Below are 15,511 nucleotides of genomic sequence, written 5' to 3'. Positions count from 1 at the left end.
GTGCTCCGCCGATAGGCTCGACGGATCGCACACGGAAGGGGAGGGCGAGCATGGCCCAGCACTCGCAGACCGCACCCGGCGGAGGATCGACCGGCGGATCGAGCAAGGAGCAGCGCAGCAGTCGACGCGCCGTGACGGTGTTCCCGCTGCTGATCCTGGCCGGAGCCGCCGTCGCCCTGCTGTTCCCGCAGGCCTTCGCCGGCTGGGGCGCGGGGGTGACGCCGGCGCTGATGATCATCATGTTCGGCATGGGGCTGACGCTGTCCCTGCCGGACTTCGCGCTCGTGCTGAAGCGGCCGCTGCCCGTGATCGCCGGAGTCATCCTGCAGTTCACGATCATGCCGCTGCTTGCTCTGGGCATCGCGACCGCCCTCGATCTGCCGCCGCAGCTGGCTGCGGGCATGATCCTGGTGGGCTCGGTGCCGGGCGGCACGTCGTCGAACGTCGTGACCTACCTGGCCAAGGGTGACGTGGCGCTTTCGGTGACCATGACGTCGCTGTCCACGCTGCTCTCGCCGCTGCTGACGCCGCTGATCACCCTGGCGCTGGCCGGTCAGTTCCTGGAGGTGCCCACCGGGAGCCTGGCCCTGTCGCTCGTGCAGATTGTCCTGGTCCCGATCATCCTGGGGCTGATCATCCACTCTCTGCTGCCCGGATTCGTGCGGAGGGTCGAGTCGATCCTGCCGTGGGTCTCGGTGCTGGGCATCACCTACGTGGTGATCGCCGTGGTCTCCGGCTCCGGCGAGGTGCTGGCCGCTGCCGGCCTGGGTCTGATCGTGGGCGTCATCCTCCACAACCTGCTGGGCTACGGCCTGGGGTATGCAGTTGCAGCGCTCGTGCGCTTCCCGGTGGCTTCCCGACGCGCGGTCTCCGTCGAGGTCGGCATGCAGAACTCGGGGCTGGCCTCAGGCCTGGCCGCGCAGTACTTCACGCCCGAGGCGGCCCTGCCCGGGGCCATCTTCTCGGTGTGGCACAACATCTCCGGCGGGATCCTGGCCTCGATCTGGGGCCGTCGTCGTCCGGACGATCACGCGGAGCCCACGCACCGCTGAGGCAGTCGCGTCACCCGTCGTCGTCACGAGTGGCCAAATCGCCACCGCCCCTCCCTCGAGTGGCCGATTGCTCACCGTTTCAGCGACGAAACGGTGAGCAATCGGCCACTCGATGAGGTTGAGGTGTCGTTTCGGCCAGTCGCAGAGGCCCTCAGATCCGACGCAGTGTCAGGATCTGCTCGGCCGTGCCGACGGGTCCGCGGGCGTCGTGCAGCGTGGAGCTGGTGAGTCCCACGCCGTCCGGGCCCCAGATGACCTCGGTGTCCAGGCCGGTCCAGGTGCCCTCCGGGACCCGGTGCAGATGGGCGGTGAGATCGACGTTGGGGAAGGTCCACCGGTCCGTCTGCTGGCGGACGGCGATCCCGTTGGCGGCGTCGATGCTGGAGAAGAACCGGGCGAGGTCGCCGGCGGTCTCCTCGGCCACGATCTCCGACGGGCTGTGCAGCCACACGGTTGCCCGCCCCGGACGCTGCTGCACGACCCTGGCCTGGATCTGGGCGATGTAGCCGCCCGGCCACCCGTTGCTCATCTCCCAGGGCTCGACCTCCTCCGGAGAGGGCATCGGCTCGGCCTGGCCGCCGACGACATCGGCGGTGTCCGCGTGCGAGAGGTACCAGGCCCGGGCGATGACGACGGCGCGTCCGGCGATGGTCACGGTGGCCTGCAGCAGCTCGATGGTCCGCCCGGGTCGCAGGACTTCGACGTCGACGGTCAGCTCGGACATGGGCAGACGCCCCAGGATGTCGTAGCTGATCCGGCCGAGCTGCAGCTGCGAGTCGCCCTGGTCGGAGCGGAAGCGCTCGAGCTCGTGCACCACGAGGCCGGCGATGGAGGCGAAGTGGTGATCCTCCTCCGACCAGGCGCCCGAGGCGTGCTCGGTGGGCTCGAACGTGGTGGGGCCGGTGCGATGGAAGAAGGCCTGCTCGGCGGTCATGGGTCTCCTGGGTCGGCGAGGGAGCGGGGGAGTCGTCAGGGGGAGTGAGGGATCAGGGTACGAAGACGCACAGAGGGTGACCGGCCGGGTCTGCCACGATCAGCAGCCGCTCCTCCGGATCATCCAGGGAGTCCTGCAGCATGACGGCACCGAGCTCGAGCAGGCGAGGCTTCAGGGCCCGCAGCTCGTCGACGGTCTCGAGAGTCAGATCGAGGTGGATCTGCTGCGGCACGTCGGGACTCGGCCAGGTCGAAGGCGGGAGCGCCTCCACCCGCTGGAAGGAGAGCCTGACGCCGCCGGGTCCGAGCAGCGTGCGCCACTCGCCGGAGTCCTTCTCGGTCCCGGGCGCGTAGTCCCAGCCCAACAGCGAACGGTAGAAGTCAGCCAGCGAGGCCACGTTCTGGGTGTCCAGGACCGTGGTGTGCAGGGCGGGGCGGGGTGCGGTGTCCATGAGGCCAGTCTGCGTCGATGTCGCGCACGTCACAACATGGACGCGAGTGGCGAGCGGGTGTTCGCGTCGAGGAGAAGGCCTCCCGCAGATGCCCTGCCGCAGAGCATGATGGACAGATGACCGATCTGCAGAATCCCGCCAGCACGTTCATCCTGAACAACGGCGTCGAGATGCCCGTGATCGGGCTCGGCGTCTACCAGTCCGAGCCGGAGGAGACGGCCCAGGCCGTCGAGGCCGCGCTGCGCGCCGGATACCGCCTGATCGACACCGCCGCGGCCTACGGCAACGAGCGCGAGGTCGGGCAGGGCCTGCGCGATTCCGGCGTCCCGCGCGACGAGGTCTTCCTGGAGACCAAGGTCTGGATCAACGACTACGGCTACCAGGAGACGCTGCACGCCTTCGACAAGGCCGCCGGCAAGCTCGGTGTGGAGCAGCTCGACCTGCTGATCCTGCACCAGGCCCTCGAAGGCGAGTTCGAGCGCACGATCCAGGCGTACATGGCCCTCGAGCAGCTGCTCGCAGACGGCAAGGTCCGTGCGATCGGTGTCAGCAACTTCGAGGTCCGCCACCTGGAGGAGCTCATGCAGCGCACCACCGTGGTGCCTGCCGTGAACCAGATCGAGTACCACCCGTACTTCGCTCAGACCGAGGTCGAGGAGTTCGGGCGCGAGCACGGCATCCTGACCCAGTCCTGGTCCCCGATCGGCGGCATCACCAGCTACCGCGGTCTCGACGGCCAGGAGCACACGACCTTCGACGACCCGACGATCACGCAGATCGCCCAGGCTCACCAGGCCACCCCGGCGCAGGTCATGCTGCGCTGGCAGCTGCAGCGCGGCCGTCAGGTGATCCCCAAGTCGGTGAATCCCGAGCGCATCCGCGAGAACCTGGACGTCTTCGGCTTCGAGCTGACCGGCGACGAGCTGGGGCAGCTCGATGCCCTGAACACCGGCAAGCGCGGCGGACCGGAGCCGCACCAGGTGACGCTCGAGGACTTCGGCAAGGAGATCCCGGAGGCCTGAGCCGCCGGCCGGGCCACCATGGCGCACCTCGAGCGGATCGGCTCCACCCTGGTCAAGGGACTGGGGTGGAGTCAGCATGAGCGGATCGGGGTGGCGGTCGGCGGGCTGGACCGGGACCGTCGCTGGACGCCGGTCTGGGCCGATGACCTGATCTGCCTGCGGGCCCCGCAGTTCCCGGCCATGGTCCGACTGGTGGTCGAGCCGGGGGATCTGCCCGGTGATGACCAGCACGTGGTCCATCAGGAGGCACGGATCCGCTACTACGACCGCCGGATCCCTGCGCGCGTGCACGACGGACCTCTCGCACGGCGACTCTCGGACGAGGCCGGGAGACAGGTCCTGCTGGCCCGCACCCTGTTCTCGGACGCGATCGTCTGGGGCGCGCCTGTGAGCGTGCTGCTGCGCTCCGAGCTGGCGGGGCTGCCGTCGGACACGCACCGCTACCGTCCCAATCTGGTGATCGACGACCGCGACGCCCCGCTGGCGCTCGCGGCCGGATCGCGCCTTGAGGTCGGTGCGGTGACGCTGGGGGTCGTGGGGGAGTTGGAGCGCTGCGTGATCATCGACCATGACCCCGTCACCGGGGCAAAGGACCATTCTCTGCTGCGGTGCATCCGTCCCGGGGCGCTGCTGGCCTACGGCTGCATGGTCGTGACGGAGGGCGAGCTGGCAGTGGGGGACCCCGTCAGGGCCATGCTCGCGGCCTGAACCGGGCAGGACACAGCGAAAGACGCCGAAGGAGCACACCGTGGAGCGCGACGAGCTGCTGGAGCGGATAAGCCGAGGGGAGGTCATCCGCGGCGGATCGGACCTGCATGCGGCCATGCACGAGATCAGCCAGGAGGCGCTGCGCATCACCGCCGCGCTCAACACCGGTTACCAGGACCCCGGCGAGGTCCGACGTCTTCTGGGTGCGCTGACCGGTCAGGAGATCGACGCCTCCGTGACCGTCTTCCCGCCGCTGCGCTCGGACTTCGGCAAAGCCCTGCGCATCGGCTGCGACGTCTTTATCAACTCCGGCTGCGCGTTCCAGGATCAGGGCGGGATCACGATCGGCGACCGCTGCCTGATCGGGCACAACGCGGTGATCACCACGCTGAACCACGACATGGATCCGACCAAGCGCGGCGACATGCACCCCGCTCCGGTGGTCCTGGGCGACGACGTCTGGCTCGGCGCCAACGTCACGATCCTGCCCGGCGTCACCATCGGCGATGGGGCGGTGGTGGGCGCCTCCTCGACCGTGACCAAGGATGTGCCCGCGGGCGCCGTGGTGGTGGGCACTCCCGCGAAGCAGATCAGCTCAGTGCCCGGGTACGAGCGCTGAGGAGCTTCATGATCCGAGATCGCAGACCTGAGGACCTCGACCGGCTGAGCGAGGTGCTCGCCGAGTTGGCGGAGCGTGCCGAAGTGCTGCCGCAGCATCGGCAGCGAGCGTGGTTGGAGTCCACGGACGCGGAGTGCTCCTGGGTCTTCGATCAGGCGCCCGTGGTCGTGACGCCGACCCGGAACATCGTCGGCCACGTGCAGTTCCGGCCGTCTCCGGACACCGATTGGGCTCGGGAAGCGGCCGCGCAGCTAGGTGAGGATCACGCTGCGCTCATGATGATCGGTCGGCTGTTCGTGAAGCCTTCAAAGCACGATCAGGGCATCGCCAGGTACCTGTTGAAGGAGTCGGTCAAGCATGTCCAGGGGCAAGGGTCAACGCCTCTGCTCGATCCTGATGACCCTGTGCTCATTCCGTCGTCGCTACCAGCCCGACTTGGATTCGCGCCCTTGCGCACTTCCTGTGGTGCCGTCCTCGTTGCGGCACAGAGGAGGTGACGAATCGCCCAGTCTTCTCCAAGTCCCAATCAGGACTTGGAGAAGACTGGGAGCTGGCGGATCCACTCAGTGGGAGGAGGGCGTCTTCGGTGCCCGGACCAGCACCGTTGCGATGGCCGCGACGGCCAAGGGGACAGCGAGGACGGCGAAGTAGCCGTTCGGGCCGAAGGCCGCCAGCAGAGTTCCTCCCAGCGCGGAGCCCACGATCGATCCGAGCCTCCCGACACCGATCGAGAACCCGGTGGCCACACCTCGCAGCTCCGTGGAGTACGTCCCAGCGACGAGGTAGTTCAGCACGAGCTGCTGGCCGCCGATGCCCAACCCCGCCAGTGCGATGAGCACGAAGATCACCGTCCACTGGCTGCCTGCCAGCCCGAGCCCCAGGCTGACGAGGATGCCCACCGTGAACATTCCGAGCAGCAGTTTCCGCAGCTGGACTCGGGGCAGGAGGAAGGAGATCGGGAACGAGAAGAGGATGAAGGCCCCATTGACGACGATCGTTCCGAAGGCTGCGTCCGACGTCGAGAGCCCGAGCATGTGGAGGGCGGTCGGCATCCACTGCAGGAGCAGGAACCAGGCGATCCAGTTTGCGAGATAGACAGCGCCCACGGCGATCGTGGTGGCGCGGTACTTCTGGTCGAACAGGGCGGCGATGGAGCCTCGGGACCGCCCGCCGAGCTCCGGCACGAGCGCGGTGCTCTGATCGACAGGGACCTTCGTCGCTTGGTGGATGAGCATTCGAGCCTTCGTCTGGTCGCCGGGGCGGCCGCGAGCCACGAGATATCCGGGGGACTCAGGGCAGAAGAACATCACCGCGATCATGATCACGGGCAGGACGCCGCCCAGCAGGAACATGCCGCGCCACCCCAGGATCGGCAGCCACTCTGCTGCGACCACGCCGCCGAGCAGTGCCCCTCCGGGGAGGCCGGGCAGCACGAGGCTCAGGGACAGGCCGCGGCGTTTCTGGTGGCTGTACTCCCGCCACCAGTGCGAGCAGGGCGGGCGTGGCTCCGCCCATGCCGAGGCCGATGAGGAATCGCAGCGCGATGATCTGCCATGTGGTCTGGGCGAAGGCTCCGAGGATCGAGAACACCCCGAAGATCGTCAGGGCGACGATGATCGTCCGCTTGCGTCCGAAGCGATCCCCCGCAGAGCCGAGCGTCATGGCGCCCAGGGCCATGCCGATCGTGCTCGCGGTGATCACCCACGTCATGTCCGTCGCGGCCATGCCGAAGTCCGCGGCGATCGAGGAGCCGATGAAGGCGATCGACTGGGTGTCGAATCCGTCCAGCAGGGCCACCACGAAGCACAGGAGCACGATCAGCCAGCGCCGGCTGTTCATCGGCCGGTCGTCCATGACCTGCTGAAAGGTCATCCGAGGCCCGGTGGAGGGTGAGGCGGTGTTCATGGATGCGCTCCAACACTGAAGTGATGCTCAGCACAATGTAGTCCAGATCTATCAATAGACCAGATTGATATGCGGCTCTGCGGCTGCTCGCCAAGCGGAAGGCGGTTCCGGTGAACCTGCAGGTTCACCGGAACCGCCTTCGACGTCGGTGTTGTTCGGACGCCCCGCTCAGACCTCCAGCAGCACCTTGATGGCCTCGCGCTGGTCCATGAGGCGGTAGGCCTCCGCGGCCTCCTCGAGCGGCAGGCGCTTGTCGAAGACCTTGCCGGGCTCGATCTTCCGATCCAGGATCAGCTGGATCAGCTCCGGGAGGTAGCGGCGCACCGGGGCGGGGCCGCCGTGCAGGTGGACCGTGCTGCCGAAGAGGAGGTCGCCGGGCAGCTCCACGCCGTGGGAGACGCCGACGAAGCCCACGTGACCGCCGGGGCGGGTGGACTTGATGGCCTGGAGCATGGCCTCCTGGGTGCCCACGGCCTCGATGACGCTGTGCGCGCCGAGGCCGCCGGTGAGCTCCTTGATCTTGGCCACGCCGTCGTCTCCGCGCTCGGTGACGATATCCGTGGCGCCGAACTCGCGGGCAAGCTTCTGCCGGGACTCGTGGCGGGACATGGCGATGATGCGCTCTGCGCCCATCTGCTGGGCGGCCAGGATGCCCATGAGGCCCACGGCGCCGTCGCCGACCACGGCCACGGTCTTGCCCGGGCCGGCGGCTGCGGCGTCGGCGGCGAACCAGCCGGTGCCCAGCACGTCCGAGGCTGCGAGCAGCGACGGGATGAGGTCATCGTCCGGGTGCTCCGGCGTGGCCACGAGCGTGCCGTCTGCCTGGGGGATGCGAGCGAGCTGCGCCTGCGTGCCGATCCCGCCCATGGGCGTGGTGTCCACGCAGCGCGACTGGTAGCCGGCCTGGCAGATCTCACAGGTGCCGTCCGAGGTCATGAACGACCCCACCACGAAGTCCCCGGGCTTCACCGTGGTGACGCTGTCGCCGACCTGCTCCACGACGCCCACGTACTCGTGGCCCATGGGCTGATCTTCCACGTCCTGGGCCCCGCGGTAGGGCCACAGGTCCGAGCCGCAGACGCAGGCGGCCGTGACCTTGATGATCGCGTCCGTGGGCTCGACGATCTGGGGGTCGTCGCGATCCTGGACCCGGACCTCGCCGGGGCTGTGCATGATGACGCCGCGCATGGGTGCCTCCTGATGAGTCGTGTCGTGCCTTCCTCTGGAAAGCGTAGAACGGGGCTCCGACGACACAGAGGCCCTGTCGGGACACCTCTGGCAGACTGCTCACGAACCGATCCGCGGCCGGTTGGCCGCCATGAGACTGAGGAGGCAGCCATGAAGGCGCGCCGACGCCTCCTTCCGTGGCGAAGCCGCTCGCGGCGCTGGATGGCCGGCGTCCTGGAGATCATGCCGGGCTCGGCCGTGGACGATCCGATCTCCGTCGTCGTGGGCGCGATCGCCATGATCCTGCTGCTTCCGCTGCTGGTGCTGTGGCTGCTCGAGTCCCTGGCGCAGTGGATCGCGATGCCGTTCGTCCTGCTCGCCCGTGCGTCCGGGATGGCCGCCGTGCCGCTGGTCGTGACGGAGCGCGGGCACGTGGCCCACCGTGAGAGCGTTCTCGGATGGGCCGAGGCGGATCACCGCCTGGTCGAGATGCGCCGTGAGATCGACCACGGCAGCCCGCATCCGTGGCGCGATCGCAGCGACCCGTGGACCAGCAGCAACCAGCCGGGATGGTGAGGACGAATGGACAGGATCGAGCTTCCGGGAACTGACGTCGTGCTGGAGGAGGCGACGGCCGAGGACCTGCCGGCGCTGATCGAGCTGATGTCCGACGACATGCTGGGCGCCTCCCGCGATGGGATCCGCTCGGAGGACAGGCAGCGCAAGGACGCCCACCGCTTCTACGAGCGGCTGGGCTTCGAGCGCAACCACGAGGGGTTCAAGCTCATGTTGGGAACGGCCTAGCCGTGCCCTTCCTGGACCGTCTCTCCCGCTGGGCCGAGCAGCGTCCGCAGGACACGGCCGTCGTCTGCGCCGACGACCGGCTGAGCTGGAGCGGGCTGCGCTCGCGGGCTGCCGAGCTGGCGGCTTCAGGGGAGGTTGTCGGGATCCTGCAGCAGGGCACCGGCACGGAGTTCGTCGTGCGATGGGCCGCGGGGGTGGCCGAGCGGCGCGTGTGCGCGGTCCTGGATCCGGCTCTGCCCGAGAGCATCGGCGGCGCGGTGAGCCAGCGCTGCCGCGACGTGCTCCCGGAAAGCGCAGCACCGGCACACCTGCGCGACGGGCCCGACGACTCCGCCTTCCTGGTGGGCCTGACCTCCGGCACCACCTCGGTGCCCAAGGGGTTCCTGCGCAGCCGCGGCTCCTGGCGACGCTCCTTCGAGGCCTCGACCCGGCATTTCGACCTGCGCAGTGAGGACCGGGTGCTGGTGCCCGGCCCGCTGTCGTCGAGCATGAATCTCTACGCTCTCTCCGAGTGCCTGCACGCCGGCGCCGCCGCCGTCGTCCTGCCGCGCTTCGACAGCGCGGCGGCCCGTGCGGCGATCACCGCCGAGGGCGTCACCCGGGTGGTGGCCGTGCCGACGATGCTGCGCCTGATCGCCGAGCGCGCCCTGGCTGCCGGAGAGTCTGCGCATGGACTGCGTGCAATCGTCTGCGCGGGGCAGAAGCTGGATCCGCAGACGCTGGCCGCGGCCCGCCGATGGGCGCCGAATGCCGTGATCTGGGAGTACTTCGGCGCCGCGGAGCTCGGCTTCGTGGCCGCTCAGGAGCATCCGCCGGGGGAGATCCGGACGCTCGACCCGACGGCGGTGGGGCTGCCGTTCCCCGGCGTGGAGGCGGTCATCGTGGACCACGACGGCCGTGTCCTTCCGGAGGGCAGCACCGGCAGCATCGCCGTGCGCTCCGATCTGGTGTGCGACGGCTACCTGTGGGGCGATGACGGCCGGGCATTCGCGCGGATCGCAGACCTGGCGACGGTGCGGGATCAGGGCTTCCTGCGCGATGGGCGGCTGCACGTGCTGGGCAGGGCCTCCGAGATGATCAACACGGGCGGGCTGAACATCTACCCGCAGGAGGTGGAGGCCGCGATCGGCTCTGTGCCGGGGGTGGCCGAGGCCGTCGTGGTGGGCCTGCCGGATCCTTCTCGCGGACAGCGCCTGGTCGCCGGCGTCCTTCTCGAGGACGAAGGGGCGGATCGGCAGAGTCTGCGGGCCGCGCTGGAGACCATGCTGGCCTCGACCAAGCGGCCCCAGCAGTACTGGCGTCTGGGTGAACTGCCCGTCACCGGCGGAGGGAAGATCAGTCGAGCCGTGCTGCGATCCTGGATCGAGGAGGGAGATCCCCGTGCCCGACCGCTCGGCTGATCCCTCAGCGCCTCTGCTCCTGCTCGGGCGCCGGACCCCGCTGACACGAGCAGGGACCGCGCTGGCCGACGTGCCCGTGCACCGTCTGCTGGCGCCGATCCTGCAGCGGCTCGTGACGGAGACGGGCCTGGCGCCGGAGTCCGTCGCGGACGTCGTGATGGGCAACGCGGTGGGCGCCGGAGGCAACCTGGCACGGCTGTCGGCCCTGGAGGCCGGGCTGCCGCTGTCGGTCCCGGGGGTCACGGTCGATCGGCAGTGCGGCTCGGGGCTCGACGCCGTCGTGCTGGCCTGCCGACTGGCGCAGGCCGGAGCGGGAAGCGCCTTCCTGGCCGGCGGCGCCGAGAGCATCAGCACGGCTCCGCTGCGAGGCCGTCGCGGCGCGGACGGGGAGGTCGAGTTCTACCGGCGCGCCCGCTTCAGCCCCGAGCACCTGGGGGATCCGGGCATGGGTGAAGCCGCGGAGACCGTGGCCCGGGAGCACGGGATCGACCGTCAGCGCCAGGACGCGTTCGCGCTCCGCAGCCATCGCAGGGCGCTCGAGGCGGCCGCCGCCGGCCGGTTCCGTGACGAGCTCGTGCCGGTGACCGGTGCCCGCGGCGAGGTCACGGCCGACAACGGCCCGCGTCCGCGCTTGAACGCCGACCTGCTGGCCCGCTTCCCGGCGGCATTCGTCGACGGAGGGACCGTGACCGCCGGGAACTCCTGCGCCGACGCGGATGGGGCCGCTGCAGTCCTGATCGCGACCCCGGCGGCGGCGCACGGCCTGCGAGCGACGACGGCCCTGGCCTTCCGCGGCGCGTCGACCCTGGGGGTGGACCCCACGCGACTGGGCCTGGGAGCGGCTGCCGCGGCGGCTCGGCTGCTGGCGGAGCAGGGGGTGGCCGCGCGGCAGCTCGCGGCGGTCGAGTTCAACGAGGCCTTCGCCGGGCAGGTGCTCGCCTGCACCGACCTGCTGGGCATCGACGAGCGCGTGCTCAACGCCGACGGCGGAGCCCTGGCCCTCGGCCACGCCTACGGCGCCTCCGGGGCAGTCTCGGTGGTCCGGCTGCTGGCCCGAGCGTGCGATCTGCCGGAGGGCAGCCTGCTGCTGGCCATGATCAGCTCGGCCGGCGGCATCGGCACGGCGGCGCTCTTCGAGAAGACCGCCCTCCCCGGGCCCACGCGCTGAGCCGGGAGCTCAGCCCCCGTACGTCTCCGGATCCACGGGGCGGACGCTGCGCGGCAGCTTCTCGAGCACCAGGCGGTAGGAGTCCACGACGAGCTCGCGGACGAACCTCCTGCTCAGGGCCTCGCCGGCGCGCACCGAGACCCAGTGCCTCTTGTTCATGTGGTAGCCGGGGGTGATCTCGGCGTACTCATCGCGCAGGGCCTGTCCGTCCTGCGGCTCGACCTTGAGGTTCACCATCCACTGGCCGCGCAGCTCCAGGCGCATGAGGAACATCCGCCCGCGGACCTTGAACACGTCCGTCTCCGGGCCGAAGGGGTGCTCCAGCTCAGCGCCGGGGCACTGCAGGGCGACCTCCTCCGCCCAGGACAGCAGCTCCTGCTCGTCCACGGGGATTCAGCTGCCGAAGGAGACGAGGGCGTCGCCGGTCAGCCGGTAGACGTCCCAGCCGTCCATGGGGACCGCGCCGAGGGAGCGGTAGAACTCGATCGACGGCCGATTCCACTGCAGCACGGACCACTCCACGCGCTGATAGCCGCGCTCGCGGGCGGTGCGGGCCAGGGTGCGCAGCAGCGCCTTGCCGTGCCCCGCACCGCGGGCCTCCGGACGCACGTAGAGATCCTCCAGGTAGATGCCGTGCGTGCCCTCCCAGGTGGAGTAGTTCAGGAACCACAGTGCGAAGCCGTCGATCCGCCGCCCGGACCCCTCCGGGGCGGCCGCCACGTGGGCGAAGATCGCCGCACGCTCGCCGAACAGCTGCTCCCGTAACACGTCGGGGGTCAGCTTCACGGCGTCGGGCTCCTTCTCGTACACGGCCAGATCGTGCACGAGCTCGACGATCTCGTGGACGTCATCGGGAACTGCGGCGCGGATGGTGGTCTCGGTCATGGCCCGAAGCTAGCACCGCCGCCCGACGACGTTGGGCCCGGTCACCGTCACTCCCAGGCCGCGGTCTCCGGGTCGATGCCCAGCGATCGGGCCCGGGCATCGATCACCAGCGCGAGCCAGTCAACCAGACCCTTGGCCAGGCGGTCGCAGCGGACCCGGAAGGATGGATCCGTCGGGTACATCCGGCCCAGCAGGACATGGCGCTGCGGCGAGACGAGCCCATTGCTCAGGGCCGCGCCGTGCGCCGCGCTCCGCCTGCTCCGTCCAGGCGTCGGTGCCGCCCCAGCGGTCACGGGCCTCTCGGGTCCACTGCGGATCCCAGTCGGGACCGAAAGCCTCCGCCTGCTCGGTCTCGGAGAGCAGGATGCCCTGCTCGAGGGCATCGGCCAGGCGGTCGAGGTCGTCCTGCGCGGCCTGCAGCCGTCGGGCCTCCGCCTCCGCGGCGCTGCGGCGCTCGCGCAGTCGTCGAACCGTCTGCTGTGCGGGCTCGTGGAGCAGGGCCGTCACCTCGTCCAGGGAGAAGCCCAGCTCCCGATATGCCAGGATCCGTCGGCCGCGAACCACATCATCTGCCGAGTAGAGCCGGTATCCGCTCGCTGCCCGCCCGGCGGGACGCAGGATGCCGAGGTCATCCCAGTGGCGCAGCGTGCGCACGGAGACGCCCAATGCCGCTGCGGCGGGGCCGATGGTCAGGTCCTGCTCGGTGGTGCTCATGCCGTCCTCGGAACAGATCGACGTGCTCATGCGGACTCGGAGATGCCCATGGCCCGCAGCGCGTGGTCCTCCGGCGAATCGTGCACCAAGGGCTTCGCTGCTGTCATGACCACGCGAGTCCTCTCGGGTGTGATGACGGCGAGCTCGCGGGCGTTCCACGGGCGATCATGCGGGCCGTCGACCGCCCCGCCGGCTGAGCGGCAGGCCTCGGCGATCACGTCGAGCTGGTCCAGGACGCACGCGAAGCTCACCGTCGGAGGCTGGGAGGAAGCCTCGAGCGGCTGCGCCTCGGCGGGGATCAGCAGGACATCCTGGAACGCCCAGCGCCGCAGGTGGATCAGCTGGCCCGGGATCGCGAACAGCTCGAAGAACCCGAGCCCCTCGGTCCAGAGCGCGGACGAGGCGGTCAGGTCCCGGCAGGGGATCGAGACGAACATCGGCATCCCGTAGATCTCGCGGCACAGCGCCGGTGGCTGGGCACTGCTGTCGGGGGTGGGAACGGGGCTCGCCGGTGCGGAAGTGCGGTTGTCATCCATGGAGATCAGCGTGGGACCTCACGCGATGAGAGGGTCAAGCGCCGACGGCGAATCCCGGACGAACATCGCCTCGCGCAGACAGGCTCTTCTGGGGTTCTGCCCAGCATCCCGTTAGCCTCGGACGCCGCCGATAGATCAGGGAGCTTCAGATGAGACACCGAGCCTCGGACAGCGAGTCCGATTCGGAGATCCAGATCGAGAACAGGATCCATGACCAGAAGGCGCCCGAGAGCGTCCAGACCACCATGCGCTTGGCAGCCGGCGGGCACCGCACGATCCATCCGGCGCTGATCCCCGGGCTGGACGTCGAGGATGCCAGGGACCACTTCCCCACCGACAAGGTCGTCTTCGCCGCCGCCGCCGTGCTGGTCATCGGCGTGCTGGGCTGGGCGATCATCGCCCCGGAGAACCTGGGCGCGATCGGTCCGCAGATGCAGACCTGGGTGGTCACGCACTTCGGCTGGCTGCTGGGCTCTCTCGTCGCACTCGTCGTGCTGTTCATGCTGGTGATCGGATTCGGCCCCACCGGCAAGATCAAGCTCGGTGCGGATGACAGCGAGCCGGAGTTCTCCACGGGCTCCTGGATCTCCATGCTCTTCGCGGCGGGCCTGGGCATCGGCCTGGTCTTCTACGGACCGCTCGAGCCGCTGAGCCACTTCATGACCCCGCCCCCGGCCTTCGACGTCGAGGCCGGTTCCATGGACGCGGTCCCCGCCGCCATGGCCCAGACCAGCCTGCACTACACGATCGTCCCCTGGGGCGTGTACTCGTTCATCGGCGGCGCCCTGGCATATGCGGCCTACCGCCGCGGCCGTCTCCCGCTGATCTCCGCGCTGTTCGACCCGATCTTCCCGAACGCCACGAACCGCATCCCGGGCAAGATCATCGATGTCTTCGCCCTCATGGTCACGCTGTTCGGCACCGCGACCTCGCTGGGCATCGGCGCGCTGCAGATCCGCACCGGCACCTCGATCATCACGGGGCAGCCGCTGGAGGGCGACGGCATCCTGGTCGTCATCATCAGCGTGCTCACCGTCGTCTTCATCATCTCCGCGGTCTCCGGCGTGAAGCGCGGCATCCGCCTCCTGTCCAACACGAACATGGTCCTGGTGATCGGCCTGACGATCTTCGTGGCGGTGACCGGACCTCTGCTGTTCCTGCTCGATCTGATCCCCACCACGTTCTACGCGACCGTCCAGAACGCCTTCGCCATGCTGTCCGTGGCGCCGAGCCAGGGTGAGGTCGAGTCCGAGTTCTCCGCAAGCTGGACGATGATGTACTGGGCCTGGTGGACCTCGTGGTCGCCGTTCGTGGGCATGTTCATCGCCAAGATCTCCAAGGGCCGCACTCTGCGGGAATTCGTCACGGTCGTGATGTTCGCCCCGTCGGCGATCTCCGTGCTGTGGTTCGTGGTCTTCGGCGGCACGACCATGTGGATGGAGCTCAACGGCCATCCGATCGGCGTGGAGGGCAGCGGCGAGAACGTCATGTTCGACATGCTGGGCAACCTGCCGCTGACCGGGCTGACGTCGTTCCTGGTCCTGGTCGCGATCCTGATCTTCTTCACCACGGCAGCCGACTCGGCGACCAACGTGATGGGCTCCATGTCGCAGTCCGGGCGGTCGAATCCGTCGACCCCGGTCACGATCATGTGGGGCCTGGCCCTGGGCCTGGTCTCGATGTTCCTGCTGCTGGCCGGCGGCCAGTTCGCCCTGTCGGGCCTGCAGTCGGTCATGGTCACCTGCGCCCTGCCGTTCGGCCTGATCATCCTGGGGATCATGATCTCCTGGGCCAGGGACCTCCGGAACGACCCGTACATGATCCGGCGCCGCTACGCGCGCGAGGCGATCTACAAGGGCGTCCACCGAGGCATCGACGAGCACGGCGACGACTTCGTCTTCGGCGCCACGCACGTGGACGACGACGGCGCCGGAGCCGACTTCGAGAGCACCGACCCCGCGCTCACGGAGTGGTACAACCCGGTGGCCGAGGAGCCCGAGACGGACATCGACGGCGAGCCGAAGAAGGACTGAAACCCTTCGATACGGCCTGTGAGGGCACGCTGACGCCGTTCATCCCGCTGGGAAGGACGGCATCAGCACCCCTCCTCACGGATCACGGGCGACGACGAACGCCGGAGCTCCGT

The 15,511-nt window shown here is 69.4% G+C and carries 18 protein-coding genes and 1 pseudogene; 10 read left to right on the top strand and 9 right to left on the bottom strand.

Going from position 1 to position 15,511, the window contains the following annotated elements; genetic code table 11:
* Positions 1-50 precede the first annotated feature (50 nt).
* Positions 51-1,052: a bile acid:sodium symporter family protein gene (locus JOE55_RS07055; RefSeq protein ID WP_204782454.1), complete on the top strand. Its 1,002-nt coding sequence runs from the start codon at positions 51-53 to the stop codon at positions 1,050-1,052.
* A 151-nt stretch (positions 1,053-1,203) separates the two neighbouring features.
* Here the strand turns inward: JOE55_RS07055 and JOE55_RS07050 are convergent, their stop codons facing one another.
* Complete coding sequence (locus JOE55_RS07050; RefSeq protein WP_204782453.1) at positions 1,204-1,986, bottom strand: thioesterase family protein; 783 nt, start codon at positions 1,984-1,986, stop codon at positions 1,204-1,206.
* A gap of 52 nt (positions 1,987-2,038) precedes the next feature.
* Positions 2,039-2,437 carry a VOC family protein gene (locus JOE55_RS07045; RefSeq protein WP_204782452.1) on the bottom strand — a complete coding sequence of 133 codons (399 nt, stop codon included), beginning with the start codon at positions 2,435-2,437 and terminating at the stop codon, positions 2,039-2,041.
* A 116-nt stretch (positions 2,438-2,553) separates the two neighbouring features.
* Between JOE55_RS07045 and JOE55_RS07040 the strand changes: the two genes are divergently transcribed.
* Genes JOE55_RS07040 through JOE55_RS07025 form a run of 4 tightly spaced genes read left to right on the top strand, consistent with a single transcriptional unit; the run spans position 2,554 to position 5,283 of the window.
* Positions 2,554-3,459 carry an aldo/keto reductase gene (locus JOE55_RS07040; RefSeq protein ID WP_204782451.1) on the top strand — a complete coding sequence of 302 codons (906 nt, stop codon included), beginning with the start codon at positions 2,554-2,556 and terminating at the stop codon, positions 3,457-3,459.
* 18 nt (positions 3,460-3,477) lie between these two features.
* A complete protein-coding gene (locus JOE55_RS07035; protein ID WP_204782450.1) occupies positions 3,478-4,167 on the top strand; it encodes an MOSC domain-containing protein in 690 nt (229 codons plus the stop codon).
* Positions 4,168-4,207: 40 nt separating this feature from the next.
* Positions 4,208-4,786, top strand: coding sequence for a DapH/DapD/GlmU-related protein (locus JOE55_RS07030; RefSeq protein ID WP_204782449.1), 579 nt, complete (start codon positions 4,208-4,210; stop codon positions 4,784-4,786).
* A gap of 8 nt (positions 4,787-4,794) precedes the next feature.
* The gene (locus JOE55_RS07025) at positions 4,795-5,283 is read left to right on the top strand and encodes a GNAT family N-acetyltransferase (protein ID WP_204782448.1); all 489 of its coding nucleotides are present in this window, start codon (positions 4,795-4,797) and stop codon (positions 5,281-5,283) included.
* Between the two features lie 66 nt (positions 5,284-5,349).
* Here JOE55_RS07025 and JOE55_RS07020 read toward each other — a convergent pair whose 3' ends face one another.
* From JOE55_RS07020 to JOE55_RS07010, 3 genes and pseudogenes are all read right to left on the bottom strand, one after another.
* On the bottom strand, positions 5,350-6,219 hold the full coding sequence (locus JOE55_RS07020; protein ID WP_338125451.1) for an MFS transporter: 870 nt from the start codon (positions 6,217-6,219) through the stop codon (positions 5,350-5,352).
* Between the two features lie 52 nt (positions 6,220-6,271).
* Positions 6,272-6,625, bottom strand: a pseudogene (locus JOE55_RS13315) (MFS transporter); the annotation flags it as partial.
* 234 nt (positions 6,626-6,859) lie between these two features.
* Complete coding sequence (locus tag JOE55_RS07010) at positions 6,860-7,879, bottom strand: zinc-dependent alcohol dehydrogenase family protein (RefSeq protein WP_204782445.1); 1,020 nt, start codon at positions 7,877-7,879, stop codon at positions 6,860-6,862.
* A gap of 150 nt (positions 7,880-8,029) precedes the next feature.
* Between JOE55_RS07010 and JOE55_RS07005 the strand changes: the two genes are divergently transcribed.
* The 4 genes from JOE55_RS07005 to JOE55_RS06990 are packed head-to-tail and all read left to right on the top strand — an operon-like array spanning position 8,030 to position 11,230.
* On the top strand, positions 8,030-8,434 hold the full coding sequence (locus JOE55_RS07005; protein ID WP_204782444.1) for a hypothetical protein: 405 nt from the start codon (positions 8,030-8,032) through the stop codon (positions 8,432-8,434).
* Between the two features lie 6 nt (positions 8,435-8,440).
* A complete protein-coding gene (locus tag JOE55_RS07000) occupies positions 8,441-8,662 on the top strand; it encodes a hypothetical protein (RefSeq protein ID WP_204783312.1) in 222 nt (73 codons plus the stop codon).
* Between the two features lie 2 nt (positions 8,663-8,664).
* Positions 8,665-10,062 carry an AMP-binding protein gene (locus JOE55_RS06995; protein ID WP_204782443.1) on the top strand — a complete coding sequence of 466 codons (1,398 nt, stop codon included), beginning with the start codon at positions 8,665-8,667 and terminating at the stop codon, positions 10,060-10,062.
* Positions 10,043-11,230: an acetyl-CoA C-acyltransferase gene (locus tag JOE55_RS06990; RefSeq protein ID WP_204782442.1), complete on the top strand. Its 1,188-nt coding sequence runs from the start codon at positions 10,043-10,045 to the stop codon at positions 11,228-11,230. The genes JOE55_RS06995 and JOE55_RS06990 overlap by 20 nt, the downstream gene beginning before the upstream one ends.
* A 9-nt stretch (positions 11,231-11,239) precedes the next feature.
* On the opposite strand, the gene JOE55_RS06985 is transcribed toward JOE55_RS06990, so the two are convergent.
* The 4 genes from JOE55_RS06985 to JOE55_RS06970 form a co-directional block, all read right to left on the bottom strand.
* The gene (locus JOE55_RS06985; RefSeq protein ID WP_058871666.1) at positions 11,240-11,617 is read right to left on the bottom strand and encodes an MmcQ/YjbR family DNA-binding protein; all 378 of its coding nucleotides are present in this window, start codon (positions 11,615-11,617) and stop codon (positions 11,240-11,242) included.
* Between the two features lie 6 nt (positions 11,618-11,623).
* Positions 11,624-12,115 carry a GNAT family N-acetyltransferase gene (locus tag JOE55_RS06980; RefSeq protein ID WP_204782441.1) on the bottom strand — a complete coding sequence of 164 codons (492 nt, stop codon included), beginning with the start codon at positions 12,113-12,115 and terminating at the stop codon, positions 11,624-11,626.
* Between the two features lie 120 nt (positions 12,116-12,235).
* Positions 12,236-12,829 carry a MerR family transcriptional regulator gene (locus tag JOE55_RS06975; protein ID WP_204782440.1) on the bottom strand — a complete coding sequence of 198 codons (594 nt, stop codon included), beginning with the start codon at positions 12,827-12,829 and terminating at the stop codon, positions 12,236-12,238.
* Between the two features lie 26 nt (positions 12,830-12,855).
* A complete protein-coding gene (locus JOE55_RS06970) occupies positions 12,856-13,365 on the bottom strand; it encodes a VOC family protein (RefSeq protein WP_204782439.1) in 510 nt (169 codons plus the stop codon).
* Between the two features lie 149 nt (positions 13,366-13,514).
* Between JOE55_RS06970 and JOE55_RS06965 the strand changes: the two genes are divergently transcribed.
* Positions 13,515-15,398: a BCCT family transporter gene (locus JOE55_RS06965; protein WP_204782438.1), complete on the top strand. Its 1,884-nt coding sequence runs from the start codon at positions 13,515-13,517 to the stop codon at positions 15,396-15,398.
* The last annotated feature ends 113 nt before the right edge of the window (positions 15,399-15,511 follow it).

It is taken from the genome of Kocuria palustris (assembly GCF_016907795.1).
Taxonomy (GTDB): domain Bacteria; phylum Actinomycetota; class Actinomycetes; order Actinomycetales; family Micrococcaceae; genus Kocuria; species Kocuria palustris.
The sequence above is the reverse complement of the archived record's forward strand: the minus strand, read 5'-3'. Positions and strand labels throughout refer to the sequence as shown.